Source organism: Kitasatospora sp. HPM-01-4 (assembly GCF_051374625.1).
Lineage (GTDB): Bacteria > Actinomycetota > Actinomycetes > Streptomycetales > Streptomycetaceae > Kitasatospora.
Window position 1 is genome coordinate 7,013,616 of the sequence record NZ_JBPQGP010000005.1, and the last position, 17,198, is coordinate 7,030,813.

Here is a 17,198-nt window from a genome sequence, read left to right on the forward strand (position 1 = left end):
CGGGCCGCGGTCGCGGCCCGGTACTTCTTGCTCAGTCTGCTACGAATCAAACCTCCGCGCCGACCGGGCCGCGTCCGCTCCGGTGGAACCGGCAGGCCGGCGCGGAGGCTCAGCGCCGGGGCCCGGGGCCGGTCAGACGCGTGAGCGCCCGGGCCAGCAGCGGCCGGGGCAGGGCGTAGTTGAGCCGCAGGCACCCCCGTCCGAGCGGCCCGAAGTCGGCGCCGTCCGAGAGCTCCACGCCCCGTTCCGCCATCAGGGCCTCGCGCGCCCGCTCGGCGGGCAGGCCGAGCGCGGCGGCATCCAGCCAGAGGAGGTACGAGGCCTCGGGGCGGGAGAGCGCCGCACCGGCCGGAAGCGCGGCCAGCACCAGCTCGCGGTGGGTGACCAGTTCGCCGAGCAGGCCGTCCAGCCAGGGGCCGCCGTGCCGCAGCGCGGCCTGCTGCACCACCTGCTCCAGCAGGCCGCCCTCCCAGAGGCCGTAACCGGCCAGATGGGCCGTCAGCCGTTCGCGCAGCACGGCGTCCGGCACCAGGGCGAAGCAGCTGGGGATGCCCGAGGTGTTGAAGGTCTTACCGACCGAGCTCAGCGTCACCACATGCCGGGCCGCCGCCCCGGCCACGGCCACCGCCACCGGCTGCGGCAGCCCGTGATCGGGATGGACCAGGTCGCCGTGCACCTCGTCCGAGACCAGCAGCCCGTCGCCGGCGGCCGCCCCCTCGGCCAGGGCCCGGATCTCCGCGGCCGTCCAGACCCGCCCGGACGGGTTGTGCGGGCTGCTCAGCGCGATCAGGTCGGTGCCGCCGGCCGTCAGCTCGGCCACCGGCAGCCGGTAGCCCAGCGCGTCCCGGGCCAGCGGCACCATGCGGAACGGCAGCCCGGCCGCGCGGCAGAGCTGTGCGAAACCGGCCCACTCGGGCGCCGGGAACGCCACCGGCCGCCGGGGCCCGGCCACCGTGAACAGCAGCCGCAGCGCGGTCCGCGGGCCGAACGGCAGCAGCATCACCCAGTCCGGATCCACCACCACCCCGTGCCGCTCCCGGTACCAGGTGGCGACCAGCTCACGCCCGGCCGGATCGCACGCGGTGTAGCCGTACGCGGCGTGTTCCGCCCGCCGCGCCAGCGCGGCGCCGATCTCCGGCGGCCCCGGCAGGTCCATGTCCGCCAGCCCGAGCGCGATCCGCCCGGCCCCGGCGCGGGCCCACTTGACGCTTCCGGTACCCGTGCGGTCGAACCGCTCCACCAGACCTCCAGACGGACGGCTGCACCCCGACTCCCCTGCGGCCCGCGTCGGCGCCGGCCCCCGGATCCGGGGGCCGTGCGCCCTCACGGCCGCGCTCGTCGGCATCCTGCCGGCCTACCCCACGCGCCCGGCCCAAACCGCGTCCCCGGTCGCCGGCGCCTTGCCAAGTCGCAACCGCCGCACCGGAGATGAGAAACCGGCGTATTGATTTCACCAAATCTACACATGATCAACGGGCGTTGCCCATACTCGGCTCGACCACGCACCATTCGGACGAGTCACTGCCGCCCGACCGGGCACCGCCTTCGTGCGACCCCCGTCGGCGGCGGAAGGGTGGGGACCCATGACACACCGGCGGTACACGGCGGACCCATGGGGGAGGGCCGCCGCTCGGCGGGCGTTACCGCTCATCGCGGTACTGGCCCTGGTGACGGCGCTCACCGGAGTGGCCGCACCGCAGAGCGCCCGGGCGGCGAGCACACACCCGCAGGCGCGCCGGGCCTGCGCGGACGCGCGCCCCGGACACGCCCGATGCCGGTTACTGGTACGGACCGGACCGGCAGGCACGGCCGAACCCAGGGCGGCGGCCGAGCCGCCCGCCGGCTACGGCCCGGCGGACCTGCGGAAGGCCTACAACCCGAGCGGCGCCTCCGACGGAGCGGTGGTGGCCGTGGTGGACGCCTACGACGACCCGAACGCCGCCCTCGACCTGGCCGTCTACCGAGCCGAGTACGGACTGCCGCCGTGCACCGAGGCGAGCGGCTGCCTCACCAAGGTGAACCAGCGCGGCCGCGCCGACGGCTACCCGGCGCCGGACGACGGCTGGGCCAGGGAGATCTCGACCGGCCTGGACATGGTCTCCGCGCTGTGCGACGACTGCCGCATCCTGCTGGTCGAGGCCGACTCCGACCGCAGCGACGACCTCGGTGCCGCCGTGAACACCGCCGTCTCGCTGGGGGCGCGGTACGTCGCCACCGGCTACGGCGCACCCGAGGACCCGTCCGAACTCGCCCTGGACGAGAAGTACTACGACCACCCGGGCGTCCTGATCACCGCGGCCGCCGGCGACGACGGCTACGGCACCTCCTACCCGGCCGCCTCGCAGTACGTACTGGCGGTCGGCGGCACCACACTGACCAGGAAGAGTGACCCCGACCCCCGCGGCTGGACCGAGACGGCCTGGGGCGATGCCACCGGCCGGAACGCGGGCACCGGTTCGGGCTGCTCCACCGTGGAGCCCAAGCCCTCCTGGCAGAAGGACACCGGCTGCCCCGGCCGGATGATGAACGATCTCGCGGCCGTCGCCGATCCGGCGACCGGAGTGGCCGTCTACGACAGCTACGGGGACCAGGACACCAAGGGCTGGTCGGTGGCCGGCGGTACCGGCACCGCGGCCGTGATCGTCGCCGCCACGGCCGTCCACGCCGGGCCGGCCTGGCCGAGCTCCCGGCCGGCCTCGTTCCCGTACCTGTCCGGCCGCCTGGGGCTGACCTGGGACGTGGGCGCCGGAGCGAACGGCTCGTGCGACGGCTCCGCCGCCTACTTCTGCACCGCACAGAAGGGGTACGACGGGCCCACCGGGCTCGGCACGCCGAAGAGCACGATCGCCTTCACCGACCGGGTCGTCGCGCACGGGCTGATGACGGTGACCCAGCCGCCCGCGCAGACCGGCCGGGTCGGCACACCCGTCTCACTGCAGATCAAGGCCAAGGGCATGTGGTCCAACAAGCTGGGCTACGCGGCCACCGGGCTGCCGCCGGGGCTGTCCATCGACCCGGCGACCGGACTGATCTCCGGCACGCCCACCGCCTGGGGCACCTGGACGACGAGCGTCAACGTCCAGGACTTCCACCGGCACGACCTCGGGGTCTCCTTCGCCTGGCGGGTCACCACCGCCGGCGGCTGCTACCCGGGCCGGCTGCTGGGCAACCAGGGCTTCGAGACCGGCACCCCCGGCCCCTGGACGGCGACCGGGGCCTGGACCTTCGACACCGTGAACCCGGCCCACACCGGCCACTACTCCGCGTACTTCGACAAGAACCGGGCCACCGGCCCGAGCGACACCCTGAGCCAGACCGTCGCCATCCCGGCCGGCTGCACCTCGTACCGGCTCGACTACTGGCTCTGGCCCTCCTCGGACCTGCCCCCGGCCGACCCGGCCCAGGACTTCCTGCGGGTGCGGCTGCTCGACGCCTCGGGCAAGGTCCTCACCACCCTGGCCACCTACTCCAACCGGGATGACACCGACCACTTCGTGCCGCGCAGCGTCGACCTGTCCGCCTACGCCGGGCAGACGGTGGTGCTCGCCTTCACCACGGACTCGGCCGCCGACGAGACCGACTTCGCGCTGGACGACGTCACGCTGACGATCGGCTAGGCCGGTACCGCCCTGGGGAGCCGCCCGGACGTCCGGGCGGCTCCCCGTGCCGTGCGACCTGCGGTACCGGTCGCACCATCGCGGCCGCCCGGCTTGCAGGCAGCGGATGATGATAGGAAGATCCTGACGTTTGTTGTCTACTCCAGTTGTCTGCTCCAGCTCCGGAAGGGTTGCCGTCATGGGACGACCACACTGGGTACCCGCCGGAACCGATCTCGACAAGCCGAACGCCGCCCGTGTGTACGACTACTACCTCGGCGGCTCCCACAACTTCGAGGCCGACCGCGAGATGGCCCGCAGGGCCATCGAACTCTGGCCCGACCTGCCCGCCATCATGCGCTCCAACCGCGCCTTCCTGCGCCGGGCGGTCCGGCACGTCGCCGACGCGGGCATCTCCCGCTTCCTGGACATCGGCTCCGGCATCCCGACCTTCGGCGCCGTGCACGAGGTGGCCAGGGGTATCCACCCCCGGTCCCGGGTGGTGTACGTGGACCGCGACCCGGTCGCGGTCGCGCACAGCCGCCTGCTGCTGGGGGACGACCCGCTGAGCGAGGTGGTCGAGGCCGACCTGCGCTCGGTCGAGGACCTGCTCGCGCGCCCCGAGGTCACCGCACTGCTGGACGCCGGCGAGCCGGTCGCGGTGCTGCTGGTCGCGGTGCTGCACTTCATCACCGACGACGACGACCCCGTCAGGCTGGTGGCCACGCTGCGCGACGCCCTGCCGCCGGGCAGCGCGCTGGTGCTCAGCCACGCCTCCACGGAGGGCCGCCCGGACCAGGCCGGCCCGCACCAGGACCTCTACAAGAGCACCCCGACCCCGCTCACCATGCGCGGCCGGGACCGGATCGAGACACTCTTCGACGGCTTCGAACTGGTCGAGCCCGGCGTGGTCTACCTGCCGGAGTGGCACCCCGAGAACCCCGAAAGAGTCGGCCCGCACCCGGAGTGGATGTCCGGTATGGCCGGGGTCGGGTTCCTGCGGTGAGTTGGGCCCCGCCGGAGGAGGCCGCCCGGCCCGAGAGACAGGACCGCCCCGGCGGGCACCGCGGTACCGACGTCCGGCACGAGCACGCGACCGGGTTCCACCGGGAGTGGGCCCGGCTGCTGCAGGGCGGCCACGGGGTGGCCGTCGACCCGGCCATCCTGGACCGGCTGATCTCCCGGACCGCCGGGCTGCTGCACCGCGCGCAGCTGGAACGCCCCTTCCAGCCGGAGCTGGCCACCGAGGCGGGCGCCCTGCTGGTGGACGCGCAGTTCACCGACCCGGCGGTGCTCTCCCGCGCGGTCGAGCTGCTGCAGCTCCAACCGCTGGACGACCGGGCCCCGCAGCTCTGCGGGGCCTTCGCGGCAGGCTGGGCGGCGGCGCTGCGCGAGCGGACCCTGCGGGAGCAGGAGTCCATCCGGCTGGCGGCCGACACCGCGCGCCAGGAGATCGAGAAGGCGCTGCGCGCCTCCGAGGCCCGGTTCCGGGCACTGTTCGAGAGCGCCGCCATCGGGATCGGCCTCGGTGACGTCGACGGCACCATCCTGACGGTCAACCGGGCCCTGCAGGACCTGTTCGGGGCGCGCCCCGAGGACCTCCAGGGCCGGCGGGTCGGCGACCTGGTGCATCCCGAGGACACCCCCGGCGTCTGGGAGGCGTACGAGGAACTCATCGCCGGCAAGCGGGAGTACTTCCAGTTCGACAAGCCGTACTACCGGCAGGACGGCGAGGTGGTCTGGACCCATCTGACCGTCTCGCTGATCCGCGACGACGACGGCAAGCCGGTCTACCAGGTGGCGATGCTGGAGGACATCACCGACCGCTACCGCCTCCAGGAACGGCTGCGCCACCAGGCCAACCACGACCCGCTGACCGGACTTCCCAACCGGGCGGCCTTCTTCGAGCGCCTGGAGAAGCTCTTCGAGGAGCCCGAGCCGGGTGCCCGGTTCGGGCTCTGCTACGTGGACCTGGACGGGTTCAAGGTGGTCAACGACAGCCTCGGCCACGACACCGGCGACCAGCTGCTGACGGCGGTGGCCGGACGCCTGGAGGCCGCGCTCACCCCGCTCGGCCACCTGGTGGCCCGGCTCGGCGGTGACGAGTTCGTCGTCCTGCTGGAGAACTGCCGGGGTGAGCAGGAGGCGGTCGCGGCGGCCAAGACGGTGCTGGCGGCGCTCACCAAACCGGTGCTGATCGGGGACCACCGGCTCGCCGTCGGCGCCAGCGTGGGCGTACTGGAGCGCCGGGTCGCCAGCACCACCCCGGGCGCGGCGGTCCGGGCCGCCGACCTGACGCTCTACCGGGCCAAGGAGGCCGGCCGGGGCCGCTGGGTGCTCTTCGACCCGCAGGAGAACGCCCGCGCGGTCAGCCGCTACACGGTCTCGGTCCGGATGCCCTCCGCCCTGGACCGGGGCGAGTTCTTCATCGACTACCAGCCGCTCTGCTCGCTGCGCGACGGCTCGCTGGTCTCGGTCGAGGCACTGGTCCGCTGGCGGCACCCGCAGCTGGGTGTGCTCGGACCCGAGGAGTTCATCGGGATCGCCGAGGAGACCGGCCTGATCATGCCGCTCGGCCGCTGGGTACTGGAGCAGGCCTGCACCCAGGCCGCCGACTGGGTACGGCAGTTCGGCGATGCGGCGCCTCAGCTGAACGTCAACCTGGCGGTCCGCCAGGCGCGCAGCGCCAGCCTGGTCGGCGACGTGGAGCGGATCCTGCGCACCACCGGACTCAGCCCCGCAAAGCTCCAGTTGGAGATCACCGAGTCCACCGTGGTCGGGCCGGAGGACGAGGCACTCAAGTACCTGCACGCGCTGGTGGACCTGGGAGTCTCGCTGGCCGTGGACGACTTCGGCACCGGCTGGTCCAACCTCGCCTATCTGCGCGACCTCCCGGTCTCCGGGCTGAAGATCGCCGGCTCCTTCGTCGGCGATCTGCACGATCCGGGCAAGGACGCCGCGCTGGGCTGGCGGATCATCAGCGGACTGGTCTCGCTCGCCCACACCCTGGGTCTCACCGTCACCGCCGAGGGCGTCGAGACCGGCGCCGACGCCGACCGCCTGCGGCAGATGGGCTGCGACTGGGCCCAGGGCTGGCACTTCGGCCGCCCCGTCCGCCCGGCCGACATAGCCCGCCGCATCGCGGAGGGTAGCGGCCGTTAGACCCCGGCCCGTACCGCCGCCCGCAGCGGTGGAACGGAGGTCTTCCGGCCGGCCGGTTCAGGCGCCGACCGGGAGCACGGAGATGCCGTGGCCGAGGGTCAGTTCGGTGCCCGCGGCCTTGGTGCTGAGGTAGCGCACATTGCTCTCGGAGAGGTGGACGCCGGTGGGGACGCGTTCGGCGACCGTTATGCCGAGGCCGGTGAGCTGGGCGGCCTTGTCGGGGTTGTTGCTGAGCAGGCGGATGCCGGTGGCGCCGAGGGTGTGGAGCATCTGGGCCGCGGCCGTGTAGTCGCGGCCGTCCTCGGGCAGGCCCAGGGCGGTGTTGGCCTGGTAGGTGTCCAGTCCGGAGTCCTGCAGGGCGTAGGCGTCGAGCTTGTTGTAGAGGCCGATGCCCCGGCCCTCCTGGCGGAGGTAGAGCAGGTAACCGCCGCTGTCGGCGATCCGCTCCACGGCCTCGCGCAGCTGGGGCCCGCAGTCGCAGCGGTCCGAACCGAGGACGTCGCCCGTCAGGCACTCCGAGTGCAGCCGGACCAGCGGCGTCCGGCCCACCTCGCCGAGCCTGAGGGCGAGGTGCTCGGCGCCGTCGGCCAGGCCGTGGAAGGTGTGCGCCTCGGCCTCGACCCGGTAGCCGTCGCCGAAGGTGAGCGGGATGCGGACCCGGGAGCGGACGGTGGCCGGGCCCGGCAGGGGGCGGTGCTGCTGCTCGTGCTCGGGCTGGGGCATGCCGGGCCTCCGGGGGTCGCCGGGTGGCGGGTCGCCCCCGGGGGTGCAGATGCTCTGGGTTCGAAACCGCTGGTCGGGCTCGACCGTACACTGTTGTTCGAATTTGAACAAATATGCTCCCGTCGGAACCCGCCGAGGATCCGGCGCCTCGTTCGGCTCAGCTTCCCCGTTTCGGCTCAGCATTCCCGTCCGCCTGTGCGGCCGCGCCCGCAAGCTGGTGAAGGGGCGTCGCCGAGCGTAAGGAAGACCATGTCCAAGGCATTCGGATTCGTGGCCTACGGCGGGCCGGAGAACCAGGAGTTCTTCGACCGTCCCACCCCCTCGCCCGGGCCGGGCCAGCTGCTGGTCGCCGTCCGGGCCGCCGGGGTCAACCCCGTGGACTGGAAGATCCGGCAGGGCTTTCTGGGCACCGGACGGCCGCTGCCCGCCGTGCTCGGCTCCGAGGTGTCGGGGGTGGTGCAGGCCGTCGGGGCGGGCGTCGAGGGATTCTCGGTCGGTGACGAGGTCTTCGGTGCCACCGTGGCCGGCGGCTACGCCGAGCACACCCTGCTGGACGCCGCGATCACCGCCCACAAGCGGCCCGACGTCAGCTTCGCGCAGGCGGCGACGCTGCCGGTGGCCGCCGCGACCGCGTACGACGCGCTGACGCAGCTGGATCTGACGGCCGGGCGGACGCTGCTGATCCTCGGTATCGCCGGCGGGGTCGGTACCGTCGCCGCCCAGCTCGCCAAGGGGCACGGGCTCACGGTGCTGGGGACGGCGGGTGACGGCAGCCGGGCCTCGGTGGAGTCGCTCGGCGCCACCTGGATTCGGTACGGCGAGGGCGTGGCCGACCGGATCAGGGCCGTCGCGCCGGACGGCGTGGACGGAATCCTGGACCTGGTCGGCGGTGACGACCTGCGGGCCGCCGCCGTGGCCCTGCGCGACCCGGCCAGGCTGGTCTCCACCGCCGACCAGGCCACCGTCGCCGAACTGGGCGGTGCGTTCGTCCGGCGCAGCCTCGGTGCCGACACCCTGGACGCGCTGGCCAAGCTGGTCGCCTTCGACGCGCTCGACCCGCACATCGCCGCCACCTACCCCCTGGAGCGCGCCGCGCAAGCCCTCGCCGACGTGGAGTCGGGTCACGTCCGCGGCAAACTCGTCCTCGACCTCGGCTGATTGGACGCCCACCGTGAAGATCACCACCCCCACCGTCAACGCGCCCTGCTGGGTCGAACTGGGCACCACCGACCCCGAGGCCGCCGGCGCCTTCTACCGCGAACTCTTCGGCTGGGCGGCCAGGACCGACGTCCGCCCCGGGGCCGGCGGCTACACCCAACTCCTGGTCGGCGACGCCCCGGTGGCCGCGATCGGCCCCATCGCCTCCCCCCGGCAGCGGACCGCCTGGCTGGTCGGCATCGCCACGGCGGACGCCGACGCCACCGCCGCTGCCGCCGTCGAGAACGGCGGCAGGGTGCTGAAGGAACCGACGGACGTCTTCGAGGAGGGGCGCTTCACCGTCCTCGCGGACCCGGCCGGCGCGGTCTTCACCGCCTGGCAGGCCAAGGAGTTCAAGGGGGCGGGCCTGCTCAACGAACCGGGCGCGCTCGGCTGGGTGGAACTGGCCACCCGGGACACCGCCGGGGCCAAGGAGTTCTACAGCCGGGTCTTCGGCTGGAGCGTCACCGTCGGTGAGACCTACACCCAGTGGGGCCTGGCGGGCGAGGACTTCGGCGGAATGCTCGACATGGCCGAGCAGTTCCCGCCGGACGTACCGCCGTACTGGATGCCGTACTTCGCGGTGGCCGACGTCGACCTGGTCGCGGAGCGGGCCGCGGCACTCGGCGCCACGGTCATGCTGCCGCCCACGGACGTGCCGGGCGGACCTCGGCTGGCGGTGGTCCATGACGCCCAGGGGGCCCGGTTCGGCATCCACGCGGCGGGCACCGAGGGCTGAACTCCTCGGGGGGAAAAGTGAGTTGCCCGTGGCCTCAGCGGACGGGGCAGCCCCCGGCGCGGCCGGATGCGCCGGGGGCTGCCCGCTGACAAGCCACCTCTCCGAGCTCCCCGAGGGCGCTCAGTACTCGTGACCGGGAGCGGCGGCGGTACTGGGTGGTCCCATCTGCCCCAGCGGATCGCGGCGGTGCGGATCCTCTTCAGGCCGCGTCCGGCGACGCGGGTGGGGCGGCAGGGCCCGGGCGGAGCAGGGTGAGGCCGCCGGCGGTCAGGGTGATGGCGGCGGCGGAGAGCGGGGCCCAGTCGCCGAGGCGGTCGTACCAGGTGCGGTCGGTGGGGGCGGCGAGGGGGAGTCGTACGGTGAGGGCGCCGTTGGCGGAGGTGTCCAGGTGGGCCAGGCGGCGGCCCTGGCGGTCGTAGGCCACCGACTCGCCGGTGAGGGCGGCCTGGACCACCGGCCGGCCGGTCTCGGCGGCCCGCAGTGCGCCGAGTGAGGCGTGCTGCGTGGGTGCCCAGGTGTTCTGGAAGGTCGAGGTCGCCGACTGGTAGACCAGCAGCCGGGCGCCGTCCCTCGCCGCCGTGCGGGACATGTCGGGAAAGGTGGACTCGAAGCAGATCAGGGCGGAGAGCGGCAGTGGGCGGCCGTCGCGGGTGCTCGCCTGGAGCAGGTGGAAGTCGGTGCCCGGCACCCGGTTCTCGGCCGCCGCCCTGCTGATCCCGGCGAGCCAGCCGAGCACGGGGCGCAGCGGGATGTACTCGCCGAACGGCACCAGGCGCATCTTGCGGTAGCGGGCGGCGACGCCGTCGGGAGTGATCAGGACGGCGTCCTTGGAGATCCGGCCGTCGGCCTTGCGGGCGTCCTCGCTGACCAGGAGCTGGGCGCCGGTCGCGGTGGCGAGGCCGCGCAGCCGGTCCACCGTTGCGGAGTTGCGGTCCAGGTCGGCGGCGGTGCTGCTCTCGCCCCAGACGACCAGGTCAAGCGGCTGTCCGATCAGGCGGGTGGTGATCGCGGCGCTGGCGTCGAATCTGGCGGTGGGGCCGTCGGTCACGCCCGGCTGGACCAGCGCCACGGTGGCCTGCTCGCCGGGCGAGGGCTGGGTGCGCAGCGCGAACAGCGCGGGACCCGAGAGCACCACGAGTGCGGCCACCGTGGCGGCCAGTACCCGGCCCGCGAGCTGACGACTCGTCAGAACGACGAGTACTCCGGTGTTGGCCGCCACGATGGCCGCGCTCACCAGCCAGGCCCCGCCGACCGAAGCCAGCGCCAGAATGGCCGGGTGCTGCCACTGGCTGGCGCCGAGCAGTGCCCAGGGTCCGCCGAGTGCCTGCCAGGAGCGCGCGTACTCGATGGTCACCCAGACCGACGGGACGACCACCAGTGCGCCGAGAGTCCGCGCGAGGGTGAGCGGTGGGTGCAGCAGGCGCCACACCGCCAGTCCGAGCGCGGTCTGCAGTGCCCCGAACACCACGGCCAGCAGGAGCAGTCCCGGGCCGATCGAGGGCGCCAGCCAGTACAGCGCGGCCAGGATGAACCCGGCGCCGAACCACCAGCCCCGGAGCGCCGCCTCCCGTCCGCTCGGTGCGCGCTGCATCAGCAGCAGGCCGGGCACCAGGGCGACCCAGGCGAGCGGGGCCAGGTCGGGAGCGGGGAAGGTGAGGACTGGCAGTGCGCCGGCGAGGAGCGCCGCGAGGCGGGCGAGGCGGGGCGTCATGACCTGATTGTCCGCCCGTACGGTGCGAGTTCCCAGGTCGCGGAAGCCGGAGTCTTCGCCGGTCTTCGGGCGCTCGGGAGGGCCGGTGGGGCGGGGCTGCGCGGGCGGTCATCGCAGGAGCTACCGGGCCACGGACGGTAGTCGTTCCGCACGGGGTGGCGTGATCGGCTCGCAGTGTGCATGTTGGCGATCGATCGCTTCGAGATGTACAAGTCCCCTTCATAGCAACATATTTGACGTGTCATCGGGAGTCCGGCGAAGTCCGGCCGTGCCGCCGGGTAGCCGTCGGGGCCCACGCTCGGTACGACGACGCGTCCGGTCGGCGTGCGGTCACGGGCTCCCGGCCGACCGGTGAGGAGACGTCGTTCGAGCGCTTCCGGAGGAGGTGCGACGATGGAGTCGATGGTGTCCGCCGCCGGGATGCCAGGGCCCAGGGAGGTGCGGCCCGACTCCGACCCCGGCGTCCAGGACGCCGCTCGCCGCCGTGGCGCCCTACGTCCGGCCGGGAGCGGGAGGAGATCTCATGACAGCGTTGGCGGGCTCTCCCCGCGCGGTGGAGCCCCAGGCGGTGGCGGACCTCCGGGTGGCGGTGGTCGGTTCGGGGCCGGCCGGCCTCTACACGGCCGAGGCGATGGTGAAGCAGGCCGCGGCGGACGGGGTCGAGGTGGAGGTGGACGTCCTGGACCGCCTGCCCACCCCCTACGGTCTGGTGCGCTACGGCGTCGCCCCGGACCACCCCTCGATCAGGTCGATCGCGGACTACCTGAGGAGGGTGCTGGAACTCCCGAGGGTCCGGTTCCTCGGAGGCCTGTGCTTCGGCCGGGACGTGACCCGCGAGATGCTCCTCGCCTGTTACGACGCCGTGGTGTACGCGACCGGCGCCCCGCTCGACAAGCGGCTGCGGGTACCCGGCGAGGACCTGCCCGGCAGCGCCGCGGCAGCCGACTTCGTCCGCTGGTACTGCGGGCACCCGGACTCGGACCCCGCGATGTTCGAGCTCGATGCCGAGGCGGTCGCGGTGATCGGAGCCGGCAACGTCGCGCTCGACGTGGCCCGGATCCTCGCCAAGCCCGCGGCCGAGTTCGGGGCCACGGACGTACCGGAGCCGGTGCTCGCCGCGCTGGCGGCCAGCAGGGTCAGAGAGGTCCACATCATCAGCCGCCGTGGGCCCGCGCAGGCCAGGTTCACCCCCAAGGAGCTGCGCGAACTCGGTGAGGCGCCGGGCTTCGAGGTCACGGTCGACCCGGCTCAGACCGATCTCGACCGGTTCGATCCCACCGGGGAGAGCAGCGCCCTGGCGGAGTCGGACCGCCGGGTGCGCGGCAACCTGGCGGTGATCAGGGAGTGGGCCGGGCGGGAGCCGAGGGAGTGCCCGAGGCGGGTGTCGGTGAGGTTCTGGGAGCGGCCGGTGGAGATCATCGGCACCGACCGGGTGACGGCGCTGCGGGTCGAGCGGACCAGGCCCGAAGCGGCGGGGCGGGTGGCCGGTACCGGTGAGTTCACGGAGCTGCCGGTGCAGCTGGTGCTGCGTTCGGTCGGCTATCAGAGCGTGCCGCTCCCCGGGGTGCCGTTCGACGAACGGCGTGCCGTCGTCCCCAACGCGGAGGGGCGGGTCCTCGGGGCCGACGGCACCCCGCTGGCGGGGGAGTACGTCTCCGGCTGGCTCAAGCGCGGGGCCACCGGCGTGATCGGAAGCAACAAGTCCGACGCGGCGCAGACGGTCCGCGCGCTCCTCGCCGACCGGGCGCGGGACGCGCGGCCGGCGCACCGTGCGGACCGCGCGGCGCCACGGCTGGCCGAGCTGCTGGCCGCACGCGGAGTGCGTCCGGTGAGCTACGCCGACTGGCTCGGGATCGACGAACGGGAGCATGAGCTCGCCACGGCACTGGGCCGGGGTGAACGGGTGAAACTCTGCGGCTGGGACGCACTGGACAGGGCCTGCGGCCGCGGCCGGGCCGCCCGGGCGGGGGCCCGGCCGTGAGGAGCCCGCCCGGCCGGTGAGGAGCCCGCCACGGCAGGCAAGGCCGCGTCGGGCTCCTCATGACAGGTCCCCCCGTCCGGTCCGGTCCGGAGACCGTTCCGGGAGGCAGACCCTAGCCGTTGCCCTCCAGATCCCCCTCGGTCTCCAGGAAGGCGGTGCGCAGGGCGTCGATCAGCTCGGGGTCGGGCTCGGCCCAGAGACCGCGCTCGGCGGCTTCGAGCAGTCGCTCGCTGATGCCGTGCAGCGCCCAGGGGTTGGCCGCGCCGAGGAACTCGCGGTTGGTCGGGTCGAGCACGTACTCCTGGGTGAGCCGCTCGTACATCCAGTCGGCGACCACGCCGGTGGTGGCGTCGTAGCCGAACAGGTAGTCCACGGTGGCGGCCATCTCGAAGGCGCCCTTGTAGCCGTGCCGGCGCATCGCCTCCAGCCAGCGCGGGTTGACCACGCGGGCGCGGAAGACCCGGGCGGCCTCCTCGGTGAGGGTGCGGGTGCGCACCGTCTCGGGCCGGGTCGAGTCGCCGATGTAGGCGGTCGGGGCCTTGCCGGTGAGCGCGCGGACGGTGGCCACCATGCCGCCGTGGTACTGGAAGTAGTCGTCGGAGTCCGCGATGTCGTGCTCGCGGGTGTCGGTGTTCTTGGCGGCGACGGTGATCCGCCGGTACGCGGTCTCCATCTCCTCGCGCGCCGGGCGGCCGTCGAGACCGCGGCCGTAGGCGTAGCCGCCCCACACCGTGTAGACCTCGGCCAGGTCGGCGTCGGTGCGCCAGTCACGGCTGTCGATCAGCTGGAGCAGGCCGGCCCCGTACGTACCCGGCCGGGAGCCGAACACCCGGACCGTGGCCCGGCGTTCGTCGCCGTGCTCGGCGAGGTCCGCCTGGACGTGGGCGCGGACGAAGTTGTCCTCGTCCGGCTCCTCCTGCCGGGCGGCCAGGCGGACGGCGTCGTCCAGCAGCGCGACCACGTGCGGGAAGGCGTCCCGGAAGAAGCCGGAGATGCGCAGCGTCACGTCGATGCGCGGGCGGCCCAGCTCCTGCGGGCTGATCGCCTCGAGACCGGTGACCCGGCGCGAGGCGTCGTCCCAGACCGGGCGGACGCCGAGCAGGGCGAAGGCCTCGGCGATGTCGTCGCCCGCCGTACGCATCGCGCTGGTGCCCCAGAGCGAGAGGCCGACCGAGGGCGGGAAGGCGCCGTCGTTGTCCGCCCGGTAGCGCTCGATCAGCGAGGCGGCCAGGGCCTGGCCGGTCTCCCAGGCCAGCTTGCTGGGGACGGCCTTGGGGTCGACCGAGTAGAAGTTGCGGCCGGTCGGCAGCACGTTGACCAGTCCGCGCAGCGGGGAGCCGGACGGTCCGGCCGGGACGAAGCCGCCGTTCAGCGCGTGCAGCACGGCGTCCAGCTCGTCGGTGGTCCGCATCAGGCGCGGCACCACCTGGCGGGCGGCGAAGTCCAGCACCTGGCGGACCGCCTCGCCGTGCCCGGCCGCGACCTTCTCCACCGCCTCCGGTGCCCAGTCCTCGGCCTCCATCGCCTCGACCAGCGCACGTGCCTGGGCCTCGGCCGCGTCGGTGGCACCGAGGGTCGGCGCCGCCTCGTCCAGGCCGAGCGCCTCGCGCAGGCCGGGCAGAGCGTTCACACCGCCCCAGATCTGCCGGGCGCGCAGGATGGCGAGCACGATGTTGATCCGGTCCTCGCCGACCGGGGCCTGGCCGAGGACGTGCAGGCCGTCCCGGATCTGGGCGTCCTTGACCTCGCACAGCCAGCCGTCGACGTGCAGCAGGAAGTCGTCGAAGCCGTCGTCCTCGGGGCGCTCCCGGAGACCGAGGTCGTGGTCGAGCCGGGCGGCCTGGATCAGGGTCCAGATCTGGGCGCGGATCGCGGGCAGCTTGGCCGGGTCCATCGCGGCGATGTTGCTGTGCTCGTCGAGCAGTTGCTCAAGGCGCGCGATGTCGCCGTAGGAGTCGGCGCGGGCCATCGGCGGGACCAGGTGGTCGACCAGGGTGGCGTGGGCACGGCGCTTGGCCTGGGTGCCCTCGCCCGGGTCGTTCACCAGGAACGGGTAGATCAGCGGGAGGTCGCCGAGTACGGCGTCCGGACCGCAGGCGGCCGACAGCGCGGCCGTCTTGCCCGGCAGCCACTCCAGGTTGCCGTGCTTGCCGAGGTGTATCACCGCGTGGGCGCCGAAGCCGCCGTCCTCCCGGGCGGCCGCGATCCAGCGGTAGGCCGCCAGGTAGTGGTGCGAGGGCGGCAGGTCGGGGTCGTGGTAGATGGCGACCGGGTTCTCACCGAACCCGCGCGGCGGCTGGATCAGCACCAGCAGGTTGCCGGAGCGGATCGCGGCCAGCACGATGTCGCCGTCCGGGTTCCGGCTGCGGTCCACGTACAGCTCGCCGGGCGCCGGGCCCCAGTGCTCCTCGACCTGCTCCCGCAGCTCGGCGGGGAGCTCGGCGAACCAGCGGCGGTAGTCGGCGGCCGGGATGCGGACCGGGTTGCGGGCGAGCTGCTCCTCCGTCAGCCAGTCCTGGTCGTAGCCGCCCGCCGCGATCAGCGCGTGGATCAGCGCATCGCCCTCGTGTGAGGCATCGTCGCCGACGTCGAGTCCCGGCAGCTCGTCACCGAGGTCCATGCCCTCCGCGCGCAGCCGGTGCAGCAGCCGGACCGCGCTGGCCGGGGTGTCCAGACCGACCGCGTTGCCGACCCGGGCGTGCTTGGTCGGGTACGCGGACAGCACCAGCGCCAACCGCCTCTCGGCGGGCGGGACATGGCGCAGCCGGGCGTGCCGGATCGCGATGCCCGCGACCCGGGCGGCGCGCTCGGGGTCGGCCGCGTAGACGGTCAGGCCGTCCTCGTCCAGCTCCTTGAAGGAGAACGGGACGGTGATCAGGCGGCCGTCGAACTCGGGTACGGCGACCTGGGTGGCGGTGTCCAGCGGGGAGAGGCCGTCGTCGCTGCCCTCCCACTGGGCCCGCGACCAGGTCAGGCAGAGCGCCTGGAGGATCGGCCGGTCGAGCGCGGCGAGCGCGCCCGCGTCCCAGGCCTCCTCGTCCCCGCCCGCCTGCGCCTCGGCCGGGCGGGTGCCGCCGGCGGCCAGCACCGTGGTGACGATCGCGTCGGCCCGGCCCAACTCGGCCAGCAGCTCGGACTCGGCGCCGCGCAGCGAGGAGCAGTACAGCGGCATCGCACGGCCGCCCTGGTCCTCGATCGCCCGGCACAGGGTCTCGACGAAGGCGGTGTTGCCGCTCATGTGGTGGGCGCGGTAGTAGAGCACCGCGATCAGGGGGCCCTCGGTGGTCGAAGGCGTGCGCTCCAGCGGGCCCCAGGCGGGGGCCGAGGCGGGCGGGGCGAAACCGTGGCCGGTGAGCAGCACGGTGTCGGAGAGGAAGGCGCCGAGCTCGGCCAGGTTGGCCGCGCCGCCGTGCGCCAGGTAGGCGTGCGCCTCGGCGGCGATCCCGGCGGGGACGGTGGACAGCTCCATCAGCTGGGCGTCCGGCGCCTGTTCACCCGTGAGCACGACCACCGGGCGAGGGCCGGCCAGCAGCGCGTCCAGGCCCTCCTGCCAGGCCCGGCGGCCGCCGAGCAGCCGGACGATCACCAGCTCGGTGCCCTCCAGCAGCGCGGGCAGCTCCTCGGGGGTCAGCCGGGCCGGGTTCCCGAGGCGGAAGCGCACCGGGCCCTGCGAGGCGCGGGCGCTGAGGAGATCGGTGTCGGAGGTCGACAGCAGCAGGATCATGCGGTGGGCCTCCCGGCCTGGTGGATGGTGGGCCGAGCGGTGCGGTGCTCGGCGGACGGCGGAGTGCGGCGGGTGCCCGGCCGGCCCACGGGAACGGGTGGCGTGGGAGCGTGCGGCGCCGGCTCGGCACACCCGGCACACAGCGGGCGGAGCACGGCGGACCCGGGCATGCGGGAGCGCATCACTTCTGGCCTTCCTCGGGGTCCGCGCCCCGGGCTGGTCGAGGACGGCGGGAGTACCTGGCTCCCAGGGCCCAGTTGAGCCGTGGTTACAGTGGCGGGACCGCACCGGTTTTCCACCGGTTTCCTCCGCATATGCCGTCAGGCCGCCCGCGCGGGCCGCCCGGGAGCATCGTACGGGTTGCG

The 17,198-nt window shown here is 73.8% G+C and carries 10 protein-coding genes and 1 riboswitch; of the genes, 6 read left to right on the forward strand and 4 right to left on the reverse strand.

Translation table 11 applies throughout. The annotated features are described in order from the left end of the window. Nucleotides 1-109 precede the first annotated feature (109 nt). On the reverse strand, nucleotides 110-1,240 hold the full coding sequence (locus ACSMTC_RS30745; protein WP_436562996.1) for an aminotransferase class I/II-fold pyridoxal phosphate-dependent enzyme: 1,131 nt from the start codon (nucleotides 1,238-1,240) through the stop codon (nucleotides 110-112). 343 nt (nucleotides 1,241-1,583) lie between these two features. Between ACSMTC_RS30745 and ACSMTC_RS30750 the strand changes: the two genes are divergently transcribed. The 3 genes from ACSMTC_RS30750 (at nucleotide 1,584) to ACSMTC_RS30760 (ending at nucleotide 6,758) form a co-directional block, all read left to right on the forward strand. Beyond that, nucleotides 1,584-3,617 (forward strand): putative Ig domain-containing protein, encoded by a 2,034-nt coding sequence (locus tag ACSMTC_RS30750; RefSeq protein WP_436562997.1) that lies wholly within the window; start codon nucleotides 1,584-1,586, stop codon nucleotides 3,615-3,617. Nucleotides 3,618-3,795: 178 nt separating this feature from the next. After that, nucleotides 3,796-4,602, forward strand: coding sequence for an SAM-dependent methyltransferase (locus tag ACSMTC_RS30755; RefSeq protein ID WP_436562998.1), 807 nt, complete (start codon nucleotides 3,796-3,798; stop codon nucleotides 4,600-4,602). Continuing rightward, on the forward strand, nucleotides 4,599-6,758 hold the full coding sequence (locus ACSMTC_RS30760) for a putative bifunctional diguanylate cyclase/phosphodiesterase (RefSeq protein ID WP_436562999.1): 2,160 nt from the start codon (nucleotides 4,599-4,601) through the stop codon (nucleotides 6,756-6,758). The genes ACSMTC_RS30755 and ACSMTC_RS30760 overlap by 4 nt, the downstream gene beginning before the upstream one ends. Before the next feature lie 57 nt (nucleotides 6,759-6,815). On the opposite strand, the gene ACSMTC_RS30765 is transcribed toward ACSMTC_RS30760, so the two are convergent. Further along, entirely contained in the window at nucleotides 6,816-7,481 is a 666-nt protein-coding gene (locus ACSMTC_RS30765; protein ID WP_436563000.1) for a GTP cyclohydrolase II, read from the reverse strand. Between the two features lie 249 nt (nucleotides 7,482-7,730). On the opposite strand from ACSMTC_RS30765, the gene ACSMTC_RS30770 reads away from it, so the two are divergent. After that, the gene (locus ACSMTC_RS30770; RefSeq protein WP_436563001.1) at nucleotides 7,731-8,639 is read left to right on the forward strand and encodes an NADP-dependent oxidoreductase; all 909 of its coding nucleotides are present in this window, start codon (nucleotides 7,731-7,733) and stop codon (nucleotides 8,637-8,639) included. Nucleotides 8,640-8,652: 13 nt separating this feature from the next. After that, nucleotides 8,653-9,417 (forward strand): VOC family protein, encoded by a 765-nt coding sequence (locus ACSMTC_RS30775; protein ID WP_436563002.1) that lies wholly within the window; start codon nucleotides 8,653-8,655, stop codon nucleotides 9,415-9,417. A gap of 199 nt (nucleotides 9,418-9,616) precedes the next feature. On the opposite strand, the gene lnt is transcribed toward ACSMTC_RS30775, so the two are convergent. Next, entirely contained in the window at nucleotides 9,617-11,128 is a 1,512-nt protein-coding gene (gene lnt / locus ACSMTC_RS30780; RefSeq protein WP_436563003.1) for an apolipoprotein N-acyltransferase, read from the reverse strand. A gap of 523 nt (nucleotides 11,129-11,651) precedes the next feature. Between lnt and ACSMTC_RS30785 the strand changes: the two genes are divergently transcribed. Then, nucleotides 11,652-13,109 carry an FAD-dependent oxidoreductase gene (locus tag ACSMTC_RS30785; protein WP_436563004.1) on the forward strand — a complete coding sequence of 486 codons (1,458 nt, stop codon included), beginning with the start codon at nucleotides 11,652-11,654 and terminating at the stop codon, nucleotides 13,107-13,109. A gap of 112 nt (nucleotides 13,110-13,221) precedes the next feature. Here ACSMTC_RS30785 and cobN read toward each other — a convergent pair whose 3' ends face one another. Then, complete coding sequence (gene cobN, locus ACSMTC_RS30790; protein ID WP_436563005.1) at nucleotides 13,222-16,833, reverse strand: cobaltochelatase subunit CobN; 3,612 nt, start codon at nucleotides 16,831-16,833, stop codon at nucleotides 13,222-13,224. Nucleotides 16,834-17,044: 211 nt separating this feature from the next. After that, a riboswitch (cobalamin riboswitch) is annotated at nucleotides 17,045-17,191 on the reverse strand. Between the last annotated feature and the right edge of the window lie 7 nt (nucleotides 17,192-17,198).

Excerpts from the sequence above, each read along its gene's own strand:
- ACSMTC_RS30750 (WP_436562997.1), top strand. The coding sequence starts at position 1,584 with ATGACACACCGGCGGTACACGGCGGACCCATGGGGGAGGGCCGCCGCT.
- ACSMTC_RS30755 (WP_436562998.1), top strand. The coding sequence starts at position 3,796 with ATGGGACGACCACACTGGGTACCCGCCGGAACCGATCTCGACAAGCCG.
- ACSMTC_RS30765 (WP_436563000.1), bottom strand. The coding sequence starts at position 7,481 with ATGCCCCAGCCCGAGCACGAGCAGCAGCACCGCCCCCTGCCGGGCCCG.
- ACSMTC_RS30770 (WP_436563001.1), top strand. The coding sequence starts at position 7,731 with ATGTCCAAGGCATTCGGATTCGTGGCCTACGGCGGGCCGGAGAACCAG.
- lnt (WP_436563003.1), bottom strand. The coding sequence starts at position 11,128 with ATGACGCCCCGCCTCGCCCGCCTCGCGGCGCTCCTCGCCGGCGCACTG.
- ACSMTC_RS30785 (WP_436563004.1), top strand. The coding sequence starts at position 11,652 with ATGACAGCGTTGGCGGGCTCTCCCCGCGCGGTGGAGCCCCAGGCGGTG.
- cobN (WP_436563005.1), bottom strand. The coding sequence starts at position 16,833 with ATGATCCTGCTGCTGTCGACCTCCGACACCGATCTCCTCAGCGCCCGC.